The following is a 25,389-nucleotide window of genomic DNA, read 5'->3' as shown; positions in this document are numbered from 1 at the left end:
ACTTACAGAGAAGTTTACGCTTGCATTTTGTTAAGTTAAATCTAATTATATAGAACACAGGTTCAGGTAAACTAAACATAGCATAATGAATATTTCACTTAAGCAACTTAAAGTATTTGTCGGCATAACCCAGCACAGCACCCTTACAGCTGCGTCTGAATCACTATTTTTATCTAAAGCGGCGGTGAGTATGGCGCTTAGCGAACTTGAAAAGCAGTTAGGCCATCCGTTATTTGATCGTGTAAATAACCGATTACTATTAAATCAAGAAGGGCAAAAGCTACTGCCCCTTGCTGATGAGCTATTAAATCGGGCAAACACTATCGACACCTTGTTTTTAGACAACGCCCCTGCCAGCGGAACCTTAAAAATTGGTGCCAGCGATACAATTGGTAACCATGTATTGCCAGCTTTGTTAAGCAACTTTAGAGCGCAGCAACAGCATTATTTACAGCAAATACTGATTTCTAATTCGGCGCTTATTTGTCAAAAGCTTATAGATTACGAGCTCGATATAGCACTTATTGAGGGCCAAGCCCATCAAGGCGATTTAGTCTCTAATGTGTTTAACCATGACGCCATGTGTATTATTGCGCCAATAAACCACCCACTGACTGCAAAAAAGCAACTTAGCTTCAACGACTTAAATAGTAGTCAATGGGTATTAAGAGAAACTGGTTCAGGCTCGCGTTCCTTCTTTTTACATAGCCTTGCGCCACAAATTAAAAATTGGACGCAAAGCGTAGAGCTCAATACCACTGAAGCGCTTATAAACTGTGTGGCAAATGGCTTGGGGTTAGGGTGTTTATCATCACTTGCCGCGCAATATGCCCTAAAAGATGGCCGTGTTACACAACTTAATTTAAACCACCCCATGCAAAGGCAGTTTTGGTTAGTGATGCATAAAGACAAGTACAAAAACCCGCTGCTAACGCAGTTTATAGATTTTTGTCACAAGCAGACTTAAAAAATTAATAGTAATTAACTGTCAGATTCGATTAACCAAAAATCGAATCTGACAGCTCACACTAACTTACTCTCTCATCTTAAAACGCGTAACTCATAGCCAAATTAATAGAACGACCCTGTCCTGCTAATTGATTGAACCCCTGCGACATATCTTGTTTAAACTCAGCAATACTTACGCCACCAAGTGGTAATTCATAATATTCATCAAGCAGGTTGGTAATATCAACACTCACGGTCAATGCATCCCAACTAGCTTTTGAGCTTAAATTAAGTAAATGATACTGCTCAGTTTGGTTTTCTAGGCGGTTGCTGTCTACGCGGGTTTTACTATCGACCCACTGCCACGTGAGTGCGTTTTCAAAGCGGCCTATTTGCTGATTAATAGTAAATTGGGTTTGCAGCGGCTTAATTTGATAAAGCGGCTGATTCGTATCGTCGCGCTTACCACGGGTGTTGGTAATATTAGCTTTTAACGACCAGCTACCATACTGCTTAGACTCATGCAGTGCTAAAACCGCATCTAGCTTTACACCATAAAGCCTGGCATCTATGTTATTAAACATAAGTACATTACGGGTATTGGCAGCAAGCGCTGTGCGGTTAAAGCTTCTTACTATGTTGGCATCAATATAGTCATTCACGTCGCTCACCCAAGCGTTAGCACTTATACGCCAGCTGTCATCTTTTGCCATGCGGGTGTACGTGCTGCTAAGCGTGTGTGCGGTTTCTGGTTTAAGGTTTATATTACCAATATAGCCGTTGCCATCGCCGTACCATCCAATCATGGTGGTGGCCATATTACCTACGCCCCAGCTATAGCGTTCGTATAAATTAGGCGCACGATTTTTACGGGCTAAGCCAATTTGTAGTTCGTCGTTATTGCTTAGTTGATAATTAATCAGCACGTTTGCATCAACTAAATTATCTGTTTGTTTTTTGTTTTGGTTATTAAACTTTTTAGCCGCCATTGCATCACTTGGCATCGCCATAGCCATTGCATTCATTGCAGCCATGCCTGCATTATATGCTTGTACATCATCAGTGTTGGTCATTACATTTTCAAATCGAATGCCTGCATTTAACCACCAGCGAGTATTTAGTTGGCTTTCATATTCAGCAAGCAAAGCAATACGCTGACGTCGGCCATTATTAATATTTTTATAGTCATTTGGTCCCATCATCATTGAGCCCTCAACTGCAGGCCACCAGTCATCTAATTTCATGTGGTGATACTCTTGCGCGAGTAGTAACTGGCTGTTGTTATCAAGCGCTAGTCGCCATTTTAACTGGGTACTTATATCCTCAGCATCAGTTTTCATGGGCATTTTTCCGGTTTTTTCTGCGCTAAAAAACCCCATTTCATGCTTTACGTTATGCCAATTTAACTGCGCTTCAAGCTCACTGTTTGTAAAAGCGCGCTTATACTGAGCAACAGCGCCATAGCTGGTGTTATCTGTCATATCCATATATTGATTAGCAAAGCCTTGATAGGGTATTTTTTGATGGCTTAGCTTAACCACTAATTGTTGCTTATCATCGCGCATGGCAGCACTTAAACTATGGTTTTGCGCGCGGTATAGGGTGTCGAGCACTAAATCGCCGTTACCATCTTCATAACTGTTAGCATCGCTATAAGCACCTTGATAATTAAAACTGAGTACATCGCTGGCAATGCGCATACCTGCGCCGACCTTTTTGGCGTTATCAAGGGTGTTGTACTGGGCTGACACATAACCTGAATGCCATGCAAGTTCGCTATTTTTACTGTACTGAGGTGAAATAGAATTAACAGCAATCACACCTGCAATATTATCGCCTCCCGCGCTTACTGGAGAAACACCTGCAACCACTTTGTAGCTACTAATTTGATTGGCTGAAATATAAGACAGTGGCGGGTTCATTTGGTTAGCACAGGCGGCGGTGATTTGCGCCCCATCAACCAGTACCGCCACTCTATCGCCCATTAAACCATTTAAAACAGGTAAATTGGCCATGCCACCAGCGGCAGAAAAGTCCACTCCTAAATCGGTTAATAGCGATTCAGATGAGCCTAATGATAGGTGTTTATTTTGTGCTTGGCCGTGCACTTCAATCACTTCAATTGAGGTGTCATCTGCAAAAGCAACTGGCGATAATACGCTACTTATAACAAGCGCTAAAGGGGAGAATAAATAAGGGGTTAAAGAATTTTTTTTATCAGTCATTATTGATTTACCACAAAATTTTTGTGGGTAAATTATACGTGCTGTAGCAATCTAAAAAGCGCGACATATTGTCGCACTTTGTTAATTTTTAACCCTGTTCGTCGTCAAAAATATCTTCTATTTTTAACTCAAACAACCTTGCTGCCTTAAAGGCCAGTGGCAAACTGGGGTCAAACTTACCTTTTTCAATCGCATTAATAGTTTGGCGAGAAACATCAAGCAGTTCGGCCAACCTTGCTTGGGTATAGTTATGTTCGGCTCTTAATACCTTTAATCGATTTTTCATTCATCACCTGCGCAATAGTGTTTATTAAGCACATACACACTAATTAAATACACTGCCCCCATTAAAAACATTAAATCGGGTATCTGTGCTTTAAAATCAATTAAGCCACTCAATTGCAGATTAGTGTACGCAAGCCCACCTACCAATATTGCACCTAGGGTAAATCCCATGGCACTGAGATGTATTTTTTGCATCAGCTCATCCATCCCCTGTAAGTAACGTTTGTTAGCCAAAATCATTACAATGCCGGCTATTACATTTACAACTATAAAAAAGCCGCTAATTATCTCGGCGCGATCCCAAATTAATGTCGGGCCAAAGCTACATAACGCTAAGGTGAGTAACCAAATCAAGGTACATTTAACCAAGTAGCTAGTATTTTTAATTTGGCGTTGTTTTAAATTTAATTCTGTTTTCATTGCTTTAATCCTGTTTCAAAAGTAATGTTTACTTTACAAATATCATTCATACCATACAAAAAGTCAAGTTAGCATTACATTTAAATCTAATATATCTTGTTTTTAATGAGCGAGTGGCTTGCAAAGCTATATAAACCAGCCTTTCGTTTGCTTAAGTTAAATTTTATTCATCTTAAACTATGGTTTAGACCATGACGGGAGGAGGCTTTTAATTTAAAATGCCAGCCTCTTTATTCCTCATTCCCAAATTCAATTTTAAATAAACGTGTGTGTTGTATTTTTTAAACGTACAGGCGTTTTGTTTGTTATTAAATTTTATTCAATACCTTCAAGGATTTTACATGGCCGTTGATACTACATCGCCGTCGAGTCAGCCCAATAGAGCCGCTATTTTAGTTGTACTTGCGCTAGGCACCTTTATTTTGGGTTTATCTGAATTTTCTATGATGCCTATGTTGCCATTAATTAGTGAAGCATTTGGTAGTACCCCATCACAAAGTGGTTATGCCATTAGTGCTTATGCTCTTGGAGTGGTTGTTGGCGCGCCTATTTTAATGTTGGCAACAGCAAACATGCGTAAACAAAAAGCGCTGTTACTATTTTTAAGTTTAATGTGTATTGCTAATAGCTTAAGCGCCTTAGCTAGCTCATTAGAGCAACTTGTGCTGTTTCGGTTTTTAAGTGGTTTACCCCATGGCGCATATTTTGGCGCAGCCTTGTTATTGGCCTCAGATATAGCGCCTGCTGGAAAGCGTGCTAGCTTTATGTCAAAAGTATTTATGGGGCTGACAGTCGCAACCATTGTAGGCGTACCCGTAGTAACGCTCGTTGGGCAAAATTTGAGTTGGCGTTATTGTTTAGCCGGGGCAGGTGTACTGGCGTTTATTGCCTTTATTTTTGTTTATTACGTGGTACCCAATGTTAAAAATACTCAAAAATCTAATTTACTAAACGAGTTAGGGGTATTAAAAAATAAACTGGTTTGGTCTATTTTGGGTATTGTTATTATTGGTTTTGGTGGCGTATTTTGTATTTATACCTACGTGGCCGACACTATTTTAGATGTAACCCAATCACCCGCCTATACTATTTCAATTGCGATGGTGATGTTTGGTATTGGCTCCACACTCGGTAATTACATACTAGGAAAAGCAGCCGATAAATCGGCAATTAAAACCACGGGATTAACCCTTGCCTCAACTATTATTTTTGCATTTGCGTATGTAAGTGCCAGCTATAATATTTACTTACTTTATCTGGTGATCTTTTTTATTGGCTGTAGCTTAGGGCTTTCTACTTTAGTGCAAACACTGTTAATGGATGTATCGCCCAATGGCCATGCCATGATTGGTGCTCTCGTACAATGTGCTTTTAATATTGCTAATGCAATTGGCCCATGGGTAGGCGGCATTGCTATTGCACAAGGGGCACAACCAAATCAAACCGGGTATGTTGCAGGAGCATTATTTTTAGGCGGGTTATTTATGTGGTGGCTTAGCTTTATACAAATAAACAATAAAAGCGCAAAACAAACGGCTGCAGCGTATTAAGTATAAAAAGAGCCGCGTATAGCGGCTCTTGTTATATTCATTATTTTAATTAATTATACGTCAATCGACGCCATATCAATAACAAAACGGTAGCGCACATCTGAGCGTTCCATGCGCTCATAAGCGGTGTTAATTTCATCTATATTGATCATTTCACACTCAGGTAATACATTGTGCTCACCACAAAAATCGAGCATTTGCTGTGTTTCTGCAATGCCACCAATTAAGGATCCTGCCACTCGACGACGACCCATTAACAATGGCACTGTGTTTAGCTCATCAACAGGGCCTACTTGGCCAACAATCACTAACGTGCCATCAATATCAAGTAGCGGTGTATACAGTGATAGGTCGTGCTTTACAGGTATAGTATCAATGATCACATCAAACGCTGATTGTGCATTTTTCATTTCATCATCGTTGTTCGACACTAAATAGTGCTGTGCACCTAGCTCGATAGCATCTTCTTTTTTAGATTCAGTGCGGCCAATAACCGTAACCGTTGCACCCATTGCCAAGGCATTTTTAACCGCCATATGGCCAAGCCCTCCAAGGCCGACAACTGCAACACGGCTGCCTTTTTTAACACCCCATTTATGCAGCGGTGAGTAAGTAGTAATGCCAGCACACAATAAAGGCGCAACGCGAGATAGCTCTAAATTTTTAGGTACTGAAAGCACAAATTCTTCACGCACCACTACATGCTTAGAGTAGCCACCTTGAGTCATTTCACCATTTATTCTGTCTTTGCCACTGTAAGTGCCAACCATGCCTTCACGACAAAATTGCTCTTCGTGATTATGACATTGGTCGCAGCTTTGACATGAGTCAACCATACAGCCTACAGCAACGGTATTGCCTTGCTGATATTTAGTAACATCGCTACCAACCGAAATTACTTTACCAACAATTTCGTGCCCTGGTACTAATGGGTATTTACTGCCACCCCAATCGTTTCGCACTGCATGTAAGTCTGAATGACAGACACCACAATATAAAATCTCTATTGCTACATCGTTATTTCGTAAATCGCGGCGCTCAAAAGAAAACTCTGTAAGTTCAGAACCTTGGCTTTTTGCTGCATATCCGACTGTTTTCATAATAACTCCATAGTTTATTAAAATTTATAACTCACACAGTATGCATTATCAGCTCTGAACATGAACTGACCTAGCAACTGCAAAAAACCCAGCATAATGCTGGGCTATTTTTATCAATTACTGCACCACAACGGCGTTTAACTCGTCAATCAAGGTTTTAATACGCTGGGCATTTTTGCCTAAATCGCTTTTACCAATGCGAGATTTACTGCGTATGTCTACCACACGCTTACTGCCTTTGTCGTTAATTCGCACGACAACATCATCTTTAAAGCCAAACCAAGTTGTGGTGTCTGTTGCTTCAACAATGCCATTATTAACATCGCTATTAACCAGTTCCCAACCAAGGTTTTCCATGGCTTTTGTTGTGGCTGCCACTAACTCTAGTTGCGTTTGGTTGTACTCGAGCGATTTTAGTTCTGGGTATGCTTTTCGTTGTTGCGCTGCCGTTTCTTCTCCCGCGTATGCAACAGGATTAGGTGCATCAGCACGCAAAGGCACAACCGCAACAAACTCAGGAGGGTTAATTAAATCGGTAGAAATATCATGAATTGGCGGAACACTTTTTGCTGTATTCATCATGTTAAGCGGCATTGCAATAGCAACTGCTGCAAAAATAACAGTGATCACTGCACTGGCTAAGCTCACTGTTTTACGCATAAATAGCACCTGAACTAGTAATAAGGCTAATGCTGCCCCACCAACATAAACACCTAATCTAAAACCGGCAAAAGCAGTGCCTAGTTCAACGATATTAAATTTATAAAGGGGTCCCGGTAGTACCACCATTAAAAAAGCGATAAGCCCAACTAAGCTCACTAAATATTTCATTGCCTACTCCGTTATTGTTATATGGTTATTGTTTTTTAAACAGCTTTATACTGTTAACACTCCAATTTAGATTACTATGACTGATAAGTATCTATAAAGTCATAATTTATTACTCTTTTAAAGTAGATAACTTGACTCCTTGGTAAAAATCAACAAACTACGGGGGTAAAATTATCAGGGTATTATTATTTATGAAAACAGAGATTAGTTACCGATTTGAGTCATCACAAGTGGCTAACCGCTTTTTACACGAATTAAAAGATTGGCCAGTCAATGACGTAAAAACACGTCTTTTTAATGGCGGCGACAGCGTTAAAGTAAGCTACGAATATGATGAAAGCGGATTTGATTATACCGTTGCCGAACTTGATGATTTAGCCGAGCAACACGGCGGACAAGAAGTGTCGAGCTAAGATACTAATACCTAAGCTCAATAGCCACAACACACTCTGTAGCCATGCCTGTATTGTAAACTTTAAGCTTACAAAGTTATGTAGTAATAGGTATTACACAACGTATTAAAGACCCCTTACACACTTCACTTTCAACCTCTATAGTGCCATTGTGCTCTTTAAGTACATTGTAAACTATAGCCATTCCCATACCAGTGCCTTGGCCTACGGGTTTAGTGGTAAAGAAAGGGTCGAACATTTGTTTAATTGTATCAGCGTCCATTCCACAGCCGTTATCTGCCACTTCTATGTAAATATTGCTTTTATTGGCAAACAGCTTAATAGTTATTTTTCCTTGCTGATCGTGCAAGTCATCACAAGCGTGTTTCGCATTAATTAATAAGTTTACAAAGACTTGTTTCATCGATGATATATTACACTGTGTTAGGGGTAACTTTTCAATGTGTAACTCTATAGCACACGTTCCCAGCTGGTTTTCGAGTAACTTTAGCGTGCCATCTAATGATTCTGTAATATCTGCCATTGTTGTTACGTTGTCTTTTAGGCTCGCAAAGTCGACAAGATTACTAACAATATGAGCGATACGCTCTAAGCCCTCTTGAGTATCATCAACTAAGTCATCAATATCATCCACAATAAAGCTTAAGTCGTTCTCTCGGTTGAGCTGAACTAAAATAGACTCTAACTGCGTTACTGAAATCGATTTATCTACAAATTGTTGAGCCGCCGTCATTAACGAAACCAACACGGGCTTTATAAATTTTATACTTGCTACATTGCTGGTTATGTAAGCAAGCGGGTTATTTATTTCGTGGGCCATACCAGCAGAAAGTGTGCCTAACGTGGCCATTTTCTCACTTTGCATTAAGGTTATTTGTTGGTTTTTGACCGTTTCGAGCTTTTCTTCCAGCTCTTGATTAGCAATAAACAACGCCCGTGTTTTGTCTTCTAGTAGGGTTTCTAATTGATCCCTGGCTGATTTTTCGCGCAAATACGCTTTTTTATAATTGTAGTCGTCTTCAGCCATGGGGAGTCTCATATTTTATTTCAATTAAACACGAATCAAACCCATCATGCATGCACTGGGCATGATTAAGTTTAGCATCAACCCCATAATGAGCCGCAGCACCAAAAATAAGCCCTTCGGCGCACATACAAAGCTGTCGCTTAGAGTTGTAACGCATTAAAATAAACCCGTCTTCAATAATTTGGGCGTCAATTTCAGGTAAATTAGGCTCATGATAAAGCTTAGCTACTTCAACATGAATTACTTTATCAATACTAATAATGAGATCAGCAAAACTATTAAAGCTGTCTACTATAGCTGGGTGACGTGCCTTTAAGTGAGAAAACAAATACTTTCCAAAGGCCTTTAATACCTCTGGCATAGACATAGAAAGTGCAGTTGCTACATCTTGTGCCAAACCAATTATTTCTTCATCTGGATAACTTTCTGCAGAAATATAAACACGACCTTCAGGTGCATTTTTTTCAAGTAAGTCGTCCCATGCAGCCATGCCACATTTTTCAATAACCAGTGCCTCAAGCCCTCTAAAGATAACGCCTTTCATGCATGTTCCCTCTATTATCACTTTTAGATTGTTAGCTGCGCCTTCAATTAGTTACAAACGCTCGCTACCTTACGGCTCATATGTACACTAGGGTAATAAGTCTTACCCAGTAAAATGTCAGCATTAAAGTAATAGTAGTTTAGTCGCTTGTAAAACGCCCAAAAAAGTTCGTTATTTGCATGGTCAACTTTTAACACTAAGTAAAGGTAAGAAAGCGTGATCACATTCTGCTTTTTACTCTATTAGTGGCAACGCTATTGGCTGGATCGTCTGGCCAAAAATGTTTGGGGTAGCGCCCTTTCATCTCTTTTTGTACCTCGCGGTAACTACTATTCCAAAAATGTGCTAAGTCTTGAGTTAACTGTAGTGAACGCTTGCCTGGAGATAACAACTCCATTAGCAGTGTTAATTTACCGTTAGCTAACATAGGCGTGCTGGTTAAACCATATACTTCTTGCATGCGCACACTAAGCTTGGCAGGTCCATCAAGTTGGTATTCAATTTTTATGTTAGAGCCACTTGGTACTGTTAGCCGCAGTGGGAGTAAAGATTTTAGCTCGCTTTGCTGTTGCCAATTAAAACTGTTTTGTAGTGCCTCAAAATAATTAAACTTTTTAAGTTGCTCAAGGGTTTTAATATCTTCAAGGTATACCCCTAACCAATCACCTGCTGTTTCAATGAGCTGCTGCTGACTAATAATAGGAAACTGTTCTGGCATCAATTTGCTAGCTAGGCACATTCTAATAAGCAGTTGCTCACTTTCTTTTTGCTCGTTAAACAGTGAAAAGCCCTGTTTGGCAAACAAACTAAGCCATGCCTTGGCCCGTTCTGTTTTATCAAGCTTATGTTTACTTGGTTGGCTACTAAGGGTAATTTCCCCAAGTTTTACTTCATCTTGATGAATAAACCGAGCGGCTTTTTCATCAAACTCGCAGCGGGTCAACTCAGTGAATAAATGCGGTAAATACTCTTTAAGCGCTAATGGATTTAGCGCCGTGGCTGCAAAAACTCGCCCGCCTTTATGCCCGCCCATACTGGCAATAGCTATATATTCGTCATTATGCCAGTAGTCAGGGTTTAGCTCAGCCCCTGCGCCATTTGCTAATAAGTAGCCATTGCCGCGTTTTTTAGCAATCCGATCTGGATAGCCAAGCGATACTAATAAGCTTAAATATTCAGTGTTTAAATCTGTGCGGCTATCGGTAAATTTTAAGCGTTTTAACCAATAATTTAATTGCTGCTTAAATACCGGATGTGGTCGTTGTTGTTGACTATGCAATGCTAGGTTGAGCTCATTGGCAGTGCTAACTCGGCTTTCTAGTAAGGCCACTAAATAAATAGCTAAGCGATAAATCCCACTTAACTGTGGTTCTAACATTTGCGCTTTTAATAAAATATGCGCTAGGCGAATATCGGCACCAAAGCTCAACATTTTACTACCCAGCGTGGTGAGCTTACCGTTACTATCTATGGCTTCAAGCATAGATAATAAATTAGTAGCTTGGCTGCATTGTTGTTCACTCGGCGGGTCAAGTAAGGTGAGTTCACTAATGCTTGCGCCCCACTGCTTTGCCTCAAGCATCAGTTGGCTAATATCTGAGGTAAGAATATCAGGGTTATCGTGGCTGTTTCGCCTCTCAAAAGTTTGTTTTGAACCTAATCGATACACAACCCCTGGCTCTATTCTTCCTGCACGCCCTGCGCGTTGTACTGCCGATGAACGCGATATACTTTGCGTAGTGAGCTCAGTGACACCGGTTTTTAAATTAAAGCTGGCTGCACGGCGCTTGCCGCTATCAACCACAATTCTAATACCTTCAATGGTTAAACTTGTTTCGGCAACATTGGTCGTTAATACTACTTTTCGCACCCCTTGAGGCGCAGGTGAAATTGCAGCTTGTTGATTAGCTTTATCTTGTTCGCCAAATAATGTGGCAACAATACAATTACTGGGCAAGTCGATCAACGCTTGCTGCACTCGCAGTATTTCACGCTGGCCGGGTAAAAATACCAGCGCACTGCCTGTTTGCTCATTGAGTGCTTGTTTTATTATTGGTGGAATAGCATCAAGCCAGCGGCTTTCATCTTTTATTGGGCAATATATTTCGTCAATGGGGTAACTTCGCCCGTTTGATTGAATTACTGGGCAATTAAAAAACCCAGTGTAGCGTTCGCTATCAAGGGTGGCCGACATCAACATAATGGTTAAATCTTCACGCAGTGCCGCTTGCGATTCTAAAGCAAAAGCCAGTGCGGTATCTGCTGCGATGGAACGCTCATGAAACTCATCAAAAATAAGTAAATCAACATCACTAAGCTCAGGATCATTTTGTAACATGCGCGTAAGCATGCCTTCGGTAACTATTTCAAGGCGAGTTTGTGTGCTGACTTTACTTTCACCTCGCACCCGTAAACCGACACTTTGCCCTAGCGTTTCGTTTTGGCAGTGCGCTAAATAATTAGCAATATTTCTTGCTGCCAAGCGCCGCGGCTCTAACATGACGATGTGCTTATAATGCCCATCACGCATAAGCTGTAATGGCAACCATGTTGATTTACCAGCACCAGGCGGCGCTTGCAGTAAGGTGATTGGGTTGGCTTTTAAAGCATCAATGAGTGAAGTATATATTTCTTGAACCGGCAGCACGCTATTTACCCTAAATTACTTTGCCGCCATTGTAGCAAAAATTAGCAGTTATTTATGCAGAGTACGACTATATGCTTGGCTGATCATTTCGTCTAACGTTTTAGCCTCTTGCTGCTGCGCTTTATTTTGATCAGCACGATGCCTATTACTCACTATCCCTTCTATGCCTTTGGTGAAGCTCATTTGCTTAAAACAAGCTTGCTGCTGACGTAATTCATCTTGCTGTGAATCATCAATGCGCGCTTGTTGCTGCGTCGATAAGCCAGACAAAATACGCTTCATCCCTGATAAATTTTGTAAGCTCAGCGCCGAGCTCATTTGCTGGTTTTTATCCATACTGTTTATGTGCTGCTGAAGCTGCGATAAACGTTGCTGCTCTAGGTTACTTCTTTGTTGTAACTGAGTTTGCTCGGCCAGCATTTTATCTAATTTTTGTTGTTGTAATCCTAAAAATTTATTAAGCATTCAGTTTACCCATCACTGCATTTAATTGAGTTATTGACTGTGAAAAATCCACTTGTTCGTTCAACCCTTGGCATAGAAATGATTCGATTTGTGGATACAAATTTACCGCACTGTCGAGTTCCGGATCTTTTCCTGCCTGATACGCCCCTAAAGGAATAAGCTCATGCACTTGCATGTAGCGGCTATAAAGTTTTTTCAATTTATAACAAAAACTTAGCTGCTCATCACTTACTATATTTGGCATTACTCGGCTAATCGATGAACCAATATTAATGGCCGGATAGTGGCCCTTTTCTGCTAAGGTGCGATCCAATACTATATGGCCATCAAGAATTGCTCGGGCGTTATCGGCTATTGGATCTTGTTGATCGTCGCCTTCAGCTAATACTGTATAAATGGCGGTCATGCTGCCTTTGCTTTTTTCACTATTACCCGAACTCTCGACCAGTTGAGTCAATTTACTAAATACCGATGGCGGGTATCCTTTGGATGCAGGCAGCTCACCTACCGATAAGCCAATTTCCCGCTGTGCTTGCGCATACCGGGTTAATGAATCCATCAACAGCAATACATTTGAATTTTTATCTCTAAAGTAGGCCGCCAATTTATGGCTAAGTTCGGCCGCTTTAATACGCAGTAAAGGGGAATCGTCTGCTGGGGATGCTATTACAATGGCTTTTTTTAAGCCTTCTTTACCTAGGCTTTGCTCAATAAAATCTTTTACTTCCCAACCACGCTCACCTACAAGGCTTACAATAACCACATCGGCAGAGGTAAAGCGGGTCATCATGCCAAGCAACTTACTTTTACCTACACCCGAACCTGCAAATAACCCTAAACGCTGGCCTTTACCTACACTAAATAAGCTATTAATAGCGCGAATACCTACATCTAACGGCTCGATAACGCCTTTGCGCTCCAGCGGCGTTAAAGAATAATCGTTACCCAATTTACTGGCGTTTTTTGTGCTGTCTTGTTCAAGTGGGCCTAAGTTATCAATCGGCTGCATTTGCGCATCGAGCACACGCCCTAATAACTTTTCAGAAATAGCCACATGGTTGTTTTTTATAACTGGCCTAACGCGTCCACCTGAATATAAGTTTTGAATTTTTTTTAGTGGCATTAAATAGGCTTCATCTTGATTAAAACCTACTACTTCAGCGTCATACCAGTGGCCATCAATACTTTCTACTTGGTATTTTTCACCCATAGCAAATTGCCCACCGGTAGCGGTAAGCGTTAAACCATTAACTCGTGTTAAGCGGCCATAGCTTTTAACTAATTCAGGCGGGGTTAGCACTTTCAGCGCAGACTTTAAGCAAGTATGAAGTGGGTTAGTCATGCGGTTGCGCTTTTAAAATTTCAGGTATCACTTCATCCAAAAGGCTTTGTAATCGCTCTGAAAAAGAAAATCGATGTGTTTGTTGCTCTGCCACCAGTTCAACGTCTCCACTGATCAGAGCCTCATCAAAATAAACCGGCACTAAAAACTCAGCTAAACGTGCATCATTAAAGCAGTGGCGATCAGCCCCTGAGAACATAACTTTTGTTACTACATCGCGATTGCTAAGCAAGGTAATGGCTTTTTCAATAAGCTGCGCGCGTATTTCGGGGCGTACTTTTAGCTCGCAGTCAATAACGTGCTCAGCCAAGGTACTTATCATTAAGGCAAGGTCTTGTTTAAACTCATCATTAAAGTTAAGTAGCTCATTATTAGCTTTATCAAATAAAGTGTTAAAACGTTCAATAAGCTGTATTTTTTGCGCCTCGAGGCGCTCAGAAACACGCAACTCTATTTGTTGCTCCATTTGCTGCTCTAATTCGCTTTGCTTATTGGCAGCCCCCTGCGCGAGCCCTTCTTCATAGCCCTGCTGTAAACCAACACGCTGAGCAGCATCTAAACGCTCTTGCAGCGTTTGATGTTGCTCATTTTTATTTAAAGTGGGAAACCTAAATGCTTGACTCATAGTTAGCCTGCGGTCTCTTCTTCAAATAAGCGATATTCAATATCACCTTGTTTGCTCATGTCTCTAACTATCGACATAATTTCTTTTCTGGCGGCAATCACTTTGCTCAGTGGTTGCGCGCTTAAACCATCAATTTGCTGCTGGTACACTTGCGCTAAACGTTTAGGTAGTGCACCTAAAACACGCGCTAAAAACTCGCTGTTTACACCCTTTAACGACATAGTCCATAACTCATCAGGAATGTCATTAAGCAACAAGGTTAGTGTCTCGTCTGTTTGCTTAATTAAGCCATCAAAGTCGTACATTTTCTCTTGTATTTCATCAGCTACGTTAGTGTTATGTTTTTTCATTAGTTCGATAATTTGGCTCTTATTACCGTTGTAACGATTCATAATTTCTACCGCTTTATCGACACCATTCACTTGTGCGCCTACTTGGCGGCCAACAAACTCAATACACGACTCAAGCGTTAAGCGCACATCATCAATAACGTGTTCGCTCACTTCACGAAGACTGGCAATTCGATACAGTAAATCATCATGCTTCGATTCTGGAAACAGTACAATAATGGCTGAGGCTTGCTCTGGTGGTAAAAAGGCCAAAAACAGCGCTTGCATTTGCACATGTTCCTGATCTAAAAAGCGTACAATAAGCTCTGGCGGGATCCACTCTAAACGACGTAAATCGTCATTCATGGCACCACCATAAATATCATCAAGCATAGTTTTGGCAAGCTTACGGCCGACAGCTTTATCAAGTGCTCGCTCTAAATACACACGCGACGCGCCATTGACACCACTTTCATTGCGGTAGCAATCAAAAAATTCACTCAAGGTGCCTGCAACATCCTGTTGAGTAACGTTTGAAATTTTAGCCATACGCTCAGAAATAGCCTGCACTTCACGGCGGCCTAATTTACGAATGACACTGGCGGCATTTTCCTCGCCCATACTTAGCAATAAAATAGCGGCGCGATCTAACGCCGGTAATTGTGAGCCTTTATCAAGCTTTTCTTGATTCAATTTCAACTCCTTGTTCTACCCAATATTTTATTACCGACGTAACACGCTCGGTTTCTTTATTAGCAAGTAACTGCATGTGCGCTATTTGTTCTTCAAAGTCATTGCCTATTTGCGGTAACGACATATTTTGATGTTCGCTTGCGCCCTCTTTGGCGGTTAAGTTTTCTATCTGAGATTTAGCATTAATGGCGTCATCAAGCGGACTGCTTTGTCTTTCTGCTGTAGAGGCTGATTTAACCTCATTATCAGCGGTTGCCATGGCGTTGCTTGCTTCGTTACTTTTACCTTTTATTAAGTGATTAACTAAAGGGCGCACACCAAATAAAATCAGCAATAAACTAATTAAAGTACCCACAATATAACGGGCATACTCTTTAAGCTCGGGCATTTGCCACCATTCAAGACCTTCACCTGGGGCTAGTATTTTTTGTTCTACAAAGGCAAAGCTAGTGATGTTGAATTGATCGCCGCGTGCGTCGTTAAACCCCGTAGCCTTTTTTACCATTTCACCTAATGAAGCGAGCTTTGCTTCGCTCCAGCCATCAGCTGTTCCAGCTACTTGCTCATTAATAAGTACCGATAAGCTCATGTTTTTAATGCGGCCTACTTCAAATTGGGTATGAGTTACCGAGCGACCATTTTCAAACTGTCGTTTACTCTCATTTCGTTGTGAAGTTCGCTCGTTGTTTTCATCTTCAGCTTGTTCGTTAGGCACAGGTGGCTCATTAGCTAAAGAGCCCGGAATACCAGCCGCCAGCTGATCTAGGGTGCTATCAGATTTAATAAACTCTTGTGTTAATACATTTTGTGGGTCAACCATTTCACGTGTTTCTTCAACCACACTAAAATCAACATCACTAGAAACCTGAATTCTAAAATTACCTTCACCCAAAATTGGCAACAACATAATAGAGGCGCGTTGCTCTATGTTGCGCTCAACTTTTTCAATAAAGGCGAGCTTTTTATCGGTTTCTTTGCCTACTGGAGTGGTATCAAATAAGTCGCCGCTGAGTAATTTACCACGCTGATCCACCACCGACACAGAACGAGAATCAAGCCCAGGCACACTGCCAATAATCAGTGCAATAATGGCTTCCACTTGCTCTGGTTTAAGTTCGTGTCCTGGCGCTAAATCAACCATCACAGACGCTGCGGTTTTTTGCTCAGTACGCCCAACAAATAAGCTGCGCTTAGGGACTGCCAAGTGCACGCGCGCATTGCGTATGCCTTGCATGTTAATAATGGTGCGTGCCAACTCACCTTCCAAGGCATGCTGGTATTGCATAGATTCGATAAATTGACTGGTGCCCATAGACACTTTGTCGCTAATATTCTCAATACCCTCAGGCATAGAGGCTTTTATTCCTCTCGCCGCCAGCGTGATTCGCGCATCAGCCAATTTTTCTTGCGGCACTAAAATATTACCGCTATCGGTATCGATGCGGAACGTGATTTGTTCTTTATCTAAAATTTCTAAAATATTGGCTTTATCGTAGCTTTCTTGATTACCGTAAAGCGGTACGTAGTTTTTAGCCGAGGTCCATAAAATAAGGACTATAGTAGCCGCTACTAATGTCGCTAGTAGAGCAATGGTCGCGACACTTCTGTCACCTGAGTTGCCGAAGTTTAATTTGTTGGAGAGATTAACCACTCTTTCTTTTAGGTTGCTCTCATTTTGCTCAGGTACTTTTGCTAATTCTCCTTTCATATTAGCCTCTACAGTGACATGCGCATGACATCATCAATGCCATTGAGCACTTTATTGCGCATTTCCATCAGCATAGAAAAACTAAGCCCCGCTTTTTGACTGGCGATCATCGCACCTACCACATCTTCACTTTCACCAGTATCAACGGCTTTAACCATTTCACCGGCAATATTTTGTTGGGCGTTGATAGAGCGAATAACATGCTTAAAGTCTTCACTAATATTTACATTTTGATTACTGATAGCAGCCGGCTCTATGCTCTCTGGACCTGCAATTTTTTGCATGTCCATCATTTTGCCCAGCATCATTTGTTGACTTTCAATTGGCGACATTCTTTTTTTCCTTCAAATTATGCAATTGCATCAATATCAATACCGCATTCACGCATAGCGGCAATTTTATATCTTAATGCTCGGGTAGTTACGCCAAGCGCCTGGGCTGTTTGAGTACGATGACCTTTAAACCGACTCAATAAACTGTATATATAATCAAACTCCGCCTGCTTTTTATTCTCCTTCAACTGCGTGGCACAAAAAGCCGCCGCTGCAGGTGAACATTGCGGTAAATTTAAATCTTCAACCTGAATTTCAACACCTCTGGCCATCACTAATGCACGTTGAATCACGTTTTCAATTTCCCGCACATTGCCCGGCCAGTTGTAACAAAGCATCACATCTTCTGCTTGTTTACTAATGTGGAACTCAGAGTTGCCATATTTTTTGATAAAGTGGTAAGCCAACGGAATGATGTCATCAACACGATCCCGAAGTGCAGGCCAACTAAGCGGTAATACATCTAAACGGTAAAATAAGTCTTCACGAAAAGCGCCTTGCTCAACTTGTTCACGCAATATGCGGTTGGAGGCGGCAATAATGCGTATATCTAATTTTATTTTTTGATGACTACCGAGTCTTTCAACTTCGCGCTCTTGCAATACCCTCAGTAATTTAGCTTGTAAATCCAATGGCAGCTCAGTAATTTCATCCAGTAAAATAGTACCGCCATTGGCCAGTTCAAATTTTCCCGGCTGAGCATTTACCGCACCGGTGAATGCCCCCTTATTAAATCCAAATAACATGGCTTCGAGCATATTTTCTGGGATTGCAGCACAGTTAACTGCAATAAATGGCTTATCTTTACGGTCTGAGGATTTATGAATAAAGTGCGCTAACTTCTCTTTACCTGTTCCCGATTCGCCGGTGATTAACACCCCTGCCGATGTTTGGGCAGCTCGATTAGCTAAACGCAGTACTTGTTGTGACTTAGTTGAAACAGCGATTAAATCTTCAAACCCATGCTTCATTGAATCAGTGTTTCTGATTGTTTTTTTAAGCTGCTCAGCAAAGAAAGGTTTTAATAAGTAATCAACAGCGCCACCATTATTAATTGTTTTTGAAGCAATTTCACTTTGTGAAGAATCGACTAACGTCACAATTTGCGAAGTGGGGCATGTTTTACGCAGTAATTTTACTAATTCAACCAGTTCGAGTTGTTGAGTATCCGCATCAACAAACACAAGCTCTGGCTTACTTATAAGGCAGTGGCTAACCGCATCGCTGATGGAATTTGTATGCAGAAACTTAAAGTTTTCGGCAAATACAACTTGCTGAATCTCAGGCGTTGGCTGCTGCTCACTGATCCATAAAAGGTATCTTTGACTCATATTTTTCCTTTGCAGTGCAATTAACTTGAGTGTCGGAAAAGACGAACTAAAACACGGCGATTAGACGATGCGCCCTGCTCCGAGTTTTTTATAATGGGATAACGTTGACCATGCGCTCTTACTTCTAACATGTCTTTGGGTAAGCCAAATTCAATGAGTCTGGCAGCTACGTCATCTGCTCTTTCTTTTGAAAGCAACCGATTTGACAGCGGCGAGCCCGTATTATCGGTGTGGCCATCCACAAGTACTTTACTAACGCGACTGTCTAAAGAAATGTAACGCACTAAATCTTTTAAAAATTTAAGATCTTTAGCCGTTGTTACTGTGCGCTGCCCACTGGCAAACTGTAATTGATGATCGCGTGCTTGCTCCCAAGAAAGCGGCGATAAATTAGCTAAACACTGTTGATAATCGGCAACTGTTTTATCGCTATGGGTATTAGTAAAGGTCAGGCGAAGTTGTTCATCACCAAAGCTTACTAGCGTGTCTAACCAACCGCCTTGTTTAATCACACGAAGTAATGCGGTCATATCGGCAGAAAATTGCACCTTGTTATCTTCGACATTAGAGGATACAAAGTTCACGGCGGTAAGAATGGTATCTGCAGATTGCCAATCTGCTTTACGAGATAAAACGTGTAAACCTACTATTGGTTTATCTTGTAAAAGCCAAGTAAATTCCAATTGTTGAGTTTTTGCTGGGAGGGTTTTTACTTCAAGTAACGCATAATTATCAAAGCGCTGTTTGAGTGAACACGCAAACGGGTTACTACTTACTGACCAAATAGAGCTTTCGTAGTTTTGCACCAGGTTTTGCTCTGATGTGTGTCCCTGCGAGGACATAAACACAGCACAGGGCAATGCAAATTTAATCAGCTGAGTTAATCTATTCATGTATATTCCGTATAAAGTTAAATAGAACAATTAAGTTTTTTAAATCAATAGCGAAATACAACAAATACAAACACAGTATTAATGAATATCACTAAGTTAATGTAACCCCACGATCGTAGCGATAGCCTTAGACTGGGAGCTTTGCGTCCTATGCTTTCGCATAGTTTGCCATTTAATTTACTTAAGCATTATTTTAAACCAATATAAAAACTAGTAACTATGTACAATAAAAACAACAGACTATAGTTAAATATCATTAAATGCAAATATTACTATATAAAATTCATAGCCAGTTCATTTTATGCTCATTTTACAGTCATTCATCCCAACGAACCGAGTATATCTACCCGAATGGTATCTGGAATTTCATTATAAGAAAGAACAACTAAGCTACCCTTAGTAAAGGTTTTTGCGTAACGAGCTAATAGCGGCCGAAGCTGCGGCACCACGATTAATGTAGGCGTTACCCCTCTTGATTTCATGTCTTCGACTATCATCGGCATTGTGCGTTGAAATTGCCCTAGTAAATTAGGGTCTACCGCAAAACTATCTAGTACAACTTTGCCAGCCTGCATAGCTTGATCAAGTGAGCTTTGTAAGGTGCTTTCTAGTTTTTCATCTAAGCTGTAGGCACTGAGTTCATCACGATTACCCATCACCTGTTTTACCAATACTTTTTGCAGTGCGCAGCGTACGTCTGAAACCAGTAAAATCGGATCTTTAGTTACCTCAACACTGTCTATTAATGTGCCGGCGATAGTGACTATGTCTTTAATACTTATGTGTTCTTTTAGTAGTAAACGAATCACTTTTAACTGTAAATTAGTCGGTAATGCTTTTTCGAAGGTTTCGGCTAAGCTAGGTGAGATTTCTTTTAGTCGCTCATTAAGCTTTTGTACGTCTTCATAACTAAATAACTCATCTAAATGTTCTTTGATCACTTTGCCGGTATGAGTAGCAATAATGGTGCCTAAATCAACCACTGAGTAACCCATATTCAATGCTTGGGTTTTACTGTCATCTTTTATCCAAACAGCCTCAAGCCCATAAGCAGGATCAGTGGTTAATTCACCATCTAAGCTGCCGTATACATCGCCGGTGTTTAACGCGAGTAGTTCTTTGGCGTTTACATTAGCACTTGCAACAGGCACACCGGCTAAGTTTACTTTGTATTCTTGTGGATTTAATTTTAGGTTATCTTTTATTCTGATCTCCGGTAATAAAAATCCAAGCTGCTCAGAAAGATTTTTACGTACACCTCTTAAGGTTTTTACCAGCTCTTCCCCTTTGTCTTTATCGGCTAAATAAACCAAACGAAAGCCAAGCTCAACCGATAATTTATCAACATGAGAAATATCTCCCCATTCTAAGTTAGCCTGTTGCTCACTTAAAATGGTGTCGGTCATTTGTTCGGCTTCAATTAAAGAGTTATCGGGGAGAGAGCGCTGTAATCGCCAAGCAACATAAAATAATGGCGCGGCAAACCCTAAAAAGGCGACAGTGGGCATCCCGGGCACAATACCAAGCGTAACCATAATTAATGCAGCAGTAAAAATAACACGTGGAGAGGCAAGTAACTGCTTACCTACTGCTTCACTTACATCGCCTTCATCGTTCATACGCGTAACAATAATTGCAGCAGCAACCGCGAGTAATAACGAAGGAATTTGCGCAACTAAGCCATCACCTATGGTTAACAGTGCAAAACGCTGAAACGCTTCGGCTAAACTTAAACCATGTTGAAAAGCACCAATTGAAACACCGCCCAACAGGTTGATCACTAATATAATTAAGCCAGCTATAGCATCACCGCGTACAAACTTAGATGCACCATCCATAGAGCCATAAAAATCGGCTTCTTGGGCTATAGTGCTGCGTCGCTCTTTTGCTTGCTCAGGGCCAATTAATCCGGCATTTAAATCAGCGTCAATTGCCATTTGTTTACCGGGCATAGCGTCTAAAGTAAAGCGTGCAGCCACCTCAGAAATACGCTCACCGCCTTTGGTAATAACCACAAAGTTAATCACCATTAAAATAACAAACACCACAATACCAACGACGTAGTTACCGCCTATAACCACTTCACCAAAGGCCTGAATAACGCGACCTGCCACATCTGAGCCTTCATGGCCATGCAGTAATACCACACGTGTTGAAGCAATGTTTAGGGTTAAACGCATCAAGGTGGCGACTAACAAAATAGTCGGAAATACAGAAAAATCGAGCGGCTTTTTAGTAGACACAGCGACTAACAACACAATCACTGACAATACAATGTTAAAGGTAAACAATGCATCTAATAGCCATCCTGGTAACGGTAAAATAACCATCGACAAAACAGCTAACAGCAAAATAGGAATAGCGGTATAAGGTTGAGTAAAACTGCGCCAGTTCAAATTATAACTCCAACATCTAAGGTTTCTGTAAGTTTTTAGGGATTGTTAATTCAGGTAAGGCTGCGGGTGCTTGCCCACGTCCTTGCTTATATGCTTTTAGTTGCAATACATAGGTCAGTACATAGGCAACGGCGCTGTATAGGCCGTTGGGCACTTCTTGGTCGACCCGGGTCGAAAAATAAATAGCCCGTGCTAATGCAGGGATTTCTATTATTTCTTTGTTATTCATACGGGCCACTTCGCGAATTCTCAGCGCCATTTCATCTACGCCTTTAGCGACAATATAAGGGGCTTTAGCCGCTTCTTCACTGTATTTTATTGCCACAGCATAATGAGTAGGATTGGTCACTATCACATCGGCAGTGGGTACACGCTCTTCAATTTTTCTATTCGATTGCTGATATTGTATTTGCCTAATTTTATTTTTTATCTCAGGGCTACCGTCTGAAGATTTACGCTCTTCTTTTACTTCTTGATGGGTCATTTTTATTTTATCGGCAATCTGTTTTTGCTGAAAAGGCACATCAATAACTGCAATAAAAAGTAGTAAAGTTACCGTGATCATTAACGATAAAAATAACAACTCAATGCCTTGGCCTATCGCCACTTTTATATCTAAGTTTTGTAACATCATCAGCTGCATCCACAGCTTAGTTAAAAAGGTATATAAGCAAATCGCCAGTAAGGTTATTTTTAGTATTGATTTAAGTAGCTCAACTAACGACTGTTTACCAAACATTTTGCCTAACCCGGTTAGTGGGTTGAGCTTGCTCATTTTTAGCGCCACGAGTTTTTTTGAAAACACAAACCCGCCAGGTAAACACCCAGTGATCCACATTGCGCAAAAGCTTAATAATAAAAACGGCGTAAGGGTTGATAGCATATTCATAATGGCGTCGCCCAACGCGATGGGCATCATTTTTTTATTATTTATAATCGTATGATCCAGCACCATAGTGCTGTTCATTAAGTTAACAAATAAGCTGTAAAATAAATTGGCAAACCACAATAGCCCAGCAATACTAACCATGAGTAAAATAGCGGTATTGAGCTCTTTTGAGCGCGCGACTTGGCCGTCTTCTTTGGCTTTTTTTAATCGCTTCTCTGTGGGTTGTTCTGTTTTTTCTTGCGAGCTATTTTCAGACATACCGCTACCTCATCGCCTGTGCAAAGGTTGTTAGCACATGATACGTTAGCCTTGAAAACGCACTTCCTGTGTACTCTAAAGTCATAAATACGCAGAAAAACCCCATCAATAGCGACATAGGGAAACCCAATACAAAAATATTTAATGACGGCGCCGCCCTACTTGCTACACCAAAGGTTAAGTTAACCAATAACATGGCGACTATCCCTGGTAGCGACAGCAATAAAGCAGAGGAAAACATCCACGCAAACAACATAATAATCGCCTGAATATCAAACTCATAAATACTGCGACCAATCGGAAAGCTATGAAAGCTCTCTACCATAACTTGTAGAGTTATTAAGTGACCATCTGCGGCAAAAAACAGTAATGCACACATAATCCAAAATAACTGTCCCAATAATGCCACTTGGTTTCCACTGCCGGGGTCCATAACTAGCGCCATTGATAAGCCCATTTGCATGGATAAGATCAGCCCTATCATTGCCATCACTTCAAACAAAATACGCAGCGATAACCCCATCATTACCCCAAAAATAATTTGTTCGAAGGTTAAGATGGCGGCATCTAAAGAAAACAAGTCAATAGCAGGTGCAAGTGGTAACTGCGGAGCAACTAAAAAAGCCAACATCATAGACACTAAAATACGAGAGCGCGGCGTTACTGCCGGATTGTCAAATACCGGCATAGACCATAAAAGTGCAGAAAAACGTACAAATGGCCACCAAAGCGTGCCCATCCAGCTGACTAAATCAGTAGACGTTAAAGAGAGTAATGAGCTCAACCAAATACTCCAGGTAACATAAATTTGAGCTTATCAAACCAATCAATCAAAATTTGTAGCATCCAATGCCCCGCAAACACCACCATTAATAAGGTTAATAGCATACGTGGTAAGAACGTTAGGGTTTGCTCTTGAATAGAGGTCGCACCTTGAATAATGGCCACCACAATACCTAGTATTAAACCCGGCACAATTAAGACTAAAATCAGTTTTATGATGGTGTAAACCGCGCTTGAAATAAGCTCTACCGACATTTCTGGGGTCATGGTGACATTCCAAATGTTGCTGCCAGCGTACCTGCTATCATTGACCAGCCATCGGCAAGTACAAACACCATGAGTTTGAACGGTAAGCTAATGATCAGCGGTGATAGCATCATCATACCCATAGACATCAGCACACTACTGACAACTAAATCTATAATTAAAAAAGGAATAAACAACATAAAGCCAATTTGAAAAGCGGTAGTAAGCTCACTTAGTACAAAGGCAGGCATTAATACTTCAAATGGAATCTCTTGCGCGGTGAGTGTAGTTGGCTCATTGGCAATTAATAACACTTGGCGTAATTCACTTTCGCGAGTTTGTCTAAGCATAAAAGCACGCAAAGGCTTTTCAGCGGTGAGTAAAGCGTCTTCTAATCCTATGGTTTGCTGTTGAAAAGGCGTATATGCGTTTTGATAAATATCTTGCCAAACCGGTCGCATAATCAACATAGTGAGCATCAGTGAGATGCCAATTAAAATTTTATTCGGCGGGCTTTGTTGTAACCCCATTGCTTGGCGCAAAATAGCCAATACAATGATAATCCTCGTAAAAGACGTTAAAACCATTAATAGCGCAGGTAATAAGCTCAATACCGTCATTAACAAAAGTATTTGTAATTTGACGCTATAGTCTTGTCCATCAGCCGTATCTTTTAGCGAAAACAGCGTAAGTTCTTCTGCATTTAGCCAGCTTGGTATAAACAACATGATCAACAGTAGGCTAACTTTAAAAATTACGCGTTTATTCATTTTTTTACTGATCCTTTGCGGTATCTGTTTGAGCAAATTTCAAACCATACTGCCCTTCAACCATCACGACTTCTGCTTTAGCAAAAAACACCCCATTCACTTTTACATCAAGCGCTTCGCCGGCTACTTTATCTAGTTTAAGCACGTCGCCTTCTTTGGCTTGGCTAAGCTCGCCTAAGGTAATTTCGGTACTTGCAACTTCAAGAGTCACTAACAAAGGAACGTCTTGAAAAAATGACATATTGCCTTCGTTCGTTTTATCAGCAGATTTATCATCAAATCCATCAAAAGCATCCAGCTCTAAGCCCGCTAAGGCGCTATCAAGGTTTTCGTTCATAA

General features: G+C 40.9%; 25 protein-coding genes and 1 riboswitch. Of the genes, 3 read left to right on the top strand and 22 right to left on the bottom strand.

The features are described 5' to 3' along the window. Positions 1-85: 85 nt before the first annotated feature. Entirely contained in the window at positions 86-967 is an 882-nt protein-coding gene (locus AN392_RS02010; protein WP_055011684.1) for a LysR family transcriptional regulator, read from the top strand. Positions 968-1,046: 79 nt separating this feature from the next. On the opposite strand, the gene AN392_RS02005 is transcribed toward AN392_RS02010, so the two are convergent. The 3 genes from AN392_RS02005 to AN392_RS01995 form a co-directional block, all read right to left on the bottom strand. Continuing rightward, positions 1,047-3,173, bottom strand: a complete 2,127-nt coding sequence (locus AN392_RS02005; protein ID WP_055011683.1) for a TonB-dependent siderophore receptor — start codon at positions 3,171-3,173, stop codon at positions 1,047-1,049. A gap of 88 nt (positions 3,174-3,261) precedes the next feature. Then, positions 3,262-3,459 (bottom strand): helix-turn-helix transcriptional regulator, encoded by a 198-nt coding sequence (locus AN392_RS02000; protein ID WP_008108814.1) that lies wholly within the window; start codon positions 3,457-3,459, stop codon positions 3,262-3,264. After that, positions 3,456-3,878, bottom strand: coding sequence for a hypothetical protein (locus AN392_RS01995; RefSeq protein WP_010391213.1), 423 nt, complete (start codon positions 3,876-3,878; stop codon positions 3,456-3,458). The genes AN392_RS02000 and AN392_RS01995 overlap by 4 nt, the downstream gene beginning before the upstream one ends. Before the next feature lie 341 nt (positions 3,879-4,219). Between AN392_RS01995 and AN392_RS01990 the strand changes: the two genes are divergently transcribed. Continuing rightward, the gene (locus tag AN392_RS01990; protein WP_055011682.1) at positions 4,220-5,428 is read left to right on the top strand and encodes an MFS transporter; all 1,209 of its coding nucleotides are present in this window, start codon (positions 4,220-4,222) and stop codon (positions 5,426-5,428) included. 53 nt (positions 5,429-5,481) lie between these two features. Here AN392_RS01990 and AN392_RS01985 read toward each other — a convergent pair whose 3' ends face one another. Both AN392_RS01985 and AN392_RS01980 read right to left on the bottom strand, forming a co-directional pair. Further along, positions 5,482-6,528 (bottom strand): NAD(P)-dependent alcohol dehydrogenase, encoded by a 1,047-nt coding sequence (locus tag AN392_RS01985; RefSeq protein WP_055011681.1) that lies wholly within the window; start codon positions 6,526-6,528, stop codon positions 5,482-5,484. 117 nt (positions 6,529-6,645) lie between these two features. Continuing rightward, positions 6,646-7,359 carry a DUF1499 domain-containing protein gene (locus AN392_RS01980; protein ID WP_055011680.1) on the bottom strand — a complete coding sequence of 238 codons (714 nt, stop codon included), beginning with the start codon at positions 7,357-7,359 and terminating at the stop codon, positions 6,646-6,648. A gap of 191 nt (positions 7,360-7,550) precedes the next feature. On the opposite strand from AN392_RS01980, the gene AN392_RS01975 reads away from it, so the two are divergent. After that, entirely contained in the window at positions 7,551-7,772 is a 222-nt protein-coding gene (locus tag AN392_RS01975) for a hypothetical protein (protein WP_008108632.1), read from the top strand. 76 nt (positions 7,773-7,848) lie between these two features. Here the strand turns inward: AN392_RS01975 and AN392_RS01970 are convergent, their stop codons facing one another. The 17 genes from AN392_RS01970 to AN392_RS01890 all read right to left on the bottom strand — a co-directional run bounded on the left by AN392_RS01970 (position 7,849) and on the right by AN392_RS01890 (position 25,387). Beyond that, positions 7,849-8,799 (bottom strand): sensor histidine kinase, encoded by a 951-nt coding sequence (locus AN392_RS01970; RefSeq protein ID WP_055011679.1) that lies wholly within the window; start codon positions 8,797-8,799, stop codon positions 7,849-7,851. Then, positions 8,792-9,343, bottom strand: coding sequence for a heme NO-binding domain-containing protein (locus AN392_RS01965; protein ID WP_055011678.1), 552 nt, complete (start codon positions 9,341-9,343; stop codon positions 8,792-8,794). Before AN392_RS01965 ends, AN392_RS01970 begins: the two co-directional genes overlap by 8 nt. Positions 9,344-9,563: 220 nt before the next feature. Beyond that, a complete protein-coding gene (gene hrpB / locus AN392_RS01960; protein WP_055011677.1) occupies positions 9,564-11,990 on the bottom strand; it encodes an ATP-dependent helicase HrpB in 2,427 nt (808 codons plus the stop codon). A gap of 48 nt (positions 11,991-12,038) precedes the next feature. Next, a complete protein-coding gene (locus tag AN392_RS01955) occupies positions 12,039-12,455 on the bottom strand; it encodes a hypothetical protein (RefSeq protein WP_055011676.1) in 417 nt (138 codons plus the stop codon). After that, the gene (locus tag AN392_RS01950) at positions 12,448-13,797 is read right to left on the bottom strand and encodes a FliI/YscN family ATPase (protein ID WP_055011675.1); all 1,350 of its coding nucleotides are present in this window, start codon (positions 13,795-13,797) and stop codon (positions 12,448-12,450) included. Before AN392_RS01950 ends, AN392_RS01955 begins: the two co-directional genes overlap by 8 nt. Further along, entirely contained in the window at positions 13,790-14,422 is a 633-nt protein-coding gene (locus AN392_RS01945) for a FliH/SctL family protein (protein WP_055011674.1), read from the bottom strand. Before AN392_RS01945 ends, AN392_RS01950 begins: the two co-directional genes overlap by 8 nt. 2 nt (positions 14,423-14,424) lie before the next feature. Then, positions 14,425-15,444, bottom strand: a complete 1,020-nt coding sequence (locus AN392_RS01940) for a FliG C-terminal domain-containing protein (RefSeq protein WP_010391197.1) — start codon at positions 15,442-15,444, stop codon at positions 14,425-14,427. Beyond that, complete coding sequence (fliF, locus tag AN392_RS01935; protein WP_055011673.1) at positions 15,425-17,152, bottom strand: flagellar basal-body MS-ring/collar protein FliF; 1,728 nt, start codon at positions 17,150-17,152, stop codon at positions 15,425-15,427. Before fliF ends, AN392_RS01940 begins: the two co-directional genes overlap by 20 nt. 8 nt (positions 17,153-17,160) lie before the next feature. After that, positions 17,161-17,484: a flagellar hook-basal body complex protein FliE gene (locus tag AN392_RS01930; RefSeq protein ID WP_010391195.1), complete on the bottom strand. Its 324-nt coding sequence runs from the start codon at positions 17,482-17,484 to the stop codon at positions 17,161-17,163. A gap of 17 nt (positions 17,485-17,501) precedes the next feature. Further along, the gene (locus tag AN392_RS01925) at positions 17,502-18,815 is read right to left on the bottom strand and encodes a sigma-54 dependent transcriptional regulator (RefSeq protein ID WP_055011672.1); all 1,314 of its coding nucleotides are present in this window, start codon (positions 18,813-18,815) and stop codon (positions 17,502-17,504) included. Between the two features lie 20 nt (positions 18,816-18,835). After that, complete coding sequence (locus AN392_RS01920) at positions 18,836-19,708, bottom strand: OmpA family protein (RefSeq protein ID WP_055011671.1); 873 nt, start codon at positions 19,706-19,708, stop codon at positions 18,836-18,838. 97 nt (positions 19,709-19,805) lie between these two features. Continuing rightward, a riboswitch (cyclic di-GMP riboswitch) is annotated at positions 19,806-19,888 on the bottom strand. A gap of 140 nt (positions 19,889-20,028) precedes the next feature. Next, entirely contained in the window at positions 20,029-22,104 is a 2,076-nt protein-coding gene (gene flhA, locus AN392_RS01915) for a flagellar biosynthesis protein FlhA (RefSeq protein WP_010391191.1), read from the bottom strand. A gap of 16 nt (positions 22,105-22,120) precedes the next feature. Beyond that, positions 22,121-23,251 (bottom strand): flagellar biosynthesis protein FlhB, encoded by a 1,131-nt coding sequence (gene flhB / locus AN392_RS01910; RefSeq protein WP_055011670.1) that lies wholly within the window; start codon positions 23,249-23,251, stop codon positions 22,121-22,123. Positions 23,252-23,255: 4 nt separating this feature from the next. Continuing rightward, entirely contained in the window at positions 23,256-24,035 is a 780-nt protein-coding gene (gene fliR / locus AN392_RS01905; protein WP_055011669.1) for a flagellar biosynthetic protein FliR, read from the bottom strand. After that, complete coding sequence (locus AN392_RS01900) at positions 24,032-24,301, bottom strand: flagellar biosynthetic protein FliQ (RefSeq protein WP_010391187.1); 270 nt, start codon at positions 24,299-24,301, stop codon at positions 24,032-24,034. The genes fliR and AN392_RS01900 overlap by 4 nt, the downstream gene beginning before the upstream one ends. Further along, positions 24,298-25,050: a flagellar type III secretion system pore protein FliP gene (gene fliP, locus AN392_RS01895; protein ID WP_055011668.1), complete on the bottom strand. Its 753-nt coding sequence runs from the start codon at positions 25,048-25,050 to the stop codon at positions 24,298-24,300. The genes AN392_RS01900 and fliP overlap by 4 nt, the downstream gene beginning before the upstream one ends. A gap of 4 nt (positions 25,051-25,054) precedes the next feature. Further along, on the bottom strand, positions 25,055-25,387 hold the full coding sequence (locus tag AN392_RS01890) for a FliM/FliN family flagellar motor switch protein (protein WP_055011667.1): 333 nt from the start codon (positions 25,385-25,387) through the stop codon (positions 25,055-25,057). Positions 25,388-25,389 lie beyond the last annotated feature (2 nt).

The sequence above is a fragment of the Pseudoalteromonas sp. P1-16-1b genome, from assembly GCF_001401785.1.
GTDB lineage: Bacteria > Pseudomonadota > Gammaproteobacteria > Enterobacterales > Alteromonadaceae > Pseudoalteromonas > Pseudoalteromonas undina.
The sequence above is the reverse complement of the archived record's forward strand: the minus strand, read 5'-3'. Positions and strand labels throughout refer to the sequence as shown.

Bases quoted from the DNA above. Each gene is read 5' to 3' on its own strand.
- AN392_RS02010 (WP_055011684.1), top strand. From the start codon at position 86: ATGAATATTTCACTTAAGCAACTTAAAGTATTTGTCGGCATAACCCAG.
- AN392_RS02005 (WP_055011683.1), bottom strand. From the start codon at position 3,173: ATGACTGATAAAAAAAATTCTTTAACCCCTTATTTATTCTCCCCTTTA.
- AN392_RS02000 (WP_008108814.1), bottom strand. From the start codon at position 3,459: ATGAAAAATCGATTAAAGGTATTAAGAGCCGAACATAACTATACCCAA.
- AN392_RS01995 (WP_010391213.1), bottom strand. From the start codon at position 3,878: ATGAAAACAGAATTAAATTTAAAACAACGCCAAATTAAAAATACTAGC.
- AN392_RS01990 (WP_055011682.1), top strand. From the start codon at position 4,220: ATGGCCGTTGATACTACATCGCCGTCGAGTCAGCCCAATAGAGCCGCT.
- AN392_RS01985 (WP_055011681.1), bottom strand. From the start codon at position 6,528: ATGAAAACAGTCGGATATGCAGCAAAAAGCCAAGGTTCTGAACTTACA.
- AN392_RS01980 (WP_055011680.1), bottom strand. From the start codon at position 7,359: ATGAAATATTTAGTGAGCTTAGTTGGGCTTATCGCTTTTTTAATGGTG.
- AN392_RS01975 (WP_008108632.1), top strand. From the start codon at position 7,551: ATGAAAACAGAGATTAGTTACCGATTTGAGTCATCACAAGTGGCTAAC.
- AN392_RS01970 (WP_055011679.1), bottom strand. From the start codon at position 8,799: ATGGCTGAAGACGACTACAATTATAAAAAAGCGTATTTGCGCGAAAAA.
- AN392_RS01965 (WP_055011678.1), bottom strand. From the start codon at position 9,343: ATGAAAGGCGTTATCTTTAGAGGGCTTGAGGCACTGGTTATTGAAAAA.
- AN392_RS01955 (WP_055011676.1), bottom strand. From the start codon at position 12,455: ATGCTTAATAAATTTTTAGGATTACAACAACAAAAATTAGATAAAATG.
- AN392_RS01950 (WP_055011675.1), bottom strand. From the start codon at position 13,797: ATGACTAACCCACTTCATACTTGCTTAAAGTCTGCGCTGAAAGTGCTA.
- AN392_RS01945 (WP_055011674.1), bottom strand. From the start codon at position 14,422: ATGAGTCAAGCATTTAGGTTTCCCACTTTAAATAAAAATGAGCAACAT.
- fliF (WP_055011673.1), bottom strand. From the start codon at position 17,152: ATGAAAGGAGAATTAGCAAAAGTACCTGAGCAAAATGAGAGCAACCTA.
- AN392_RS01930 (WP_010391195.1), bottom strand. From the start codon at position 17,484: ATGTCGCCAATTGAAAGTCAACAAATGATGCTGGGCAAAATGATGGAC.
- AN392_RS01925 (WP_055011672.1), bottom strand. From the start codon at position 18,815: ATGAGTCAAAGATACCTTTTATGGATCAGTGAGCAGCAGCCAACGCCT.
- AN392_RS01920 (WP_055011671.1), bottom strand. From the start codon at position 19,708: ATGAATAGATTAACTCAGCTGATTAAATTTGCATTGCCCTGTGCTGTG.
- flhB (WP_055011670.1), bottom strand. From the start codon at position 23,251: ATGTCTGAAAATAGCTCGCAAGAAAAAACAGAACAACCCACAGAGAAG.
- AN392_RS01900 (WP_010391187.1), bottom strand. From the start codon at position 24,301: ATGACCCCAGAAATGTCGGTAGAGCTTATTTCAAGCGCGGTTTACACC.
- fliP (WP_055011668.1), bottom strand. From the start codon at position 25,050: ATGAATAAACGCGTAATTTTTAAAGTTAGCCTACTGTTGATCATGTTG.
- AN392_RS01890 (WP_055011667.1), bottom strand. From the start codon at position 25,387: ATGAACGAAAACCTTGATAGCGCCTTAGCGGGCTTAGAGCTGGATGCT.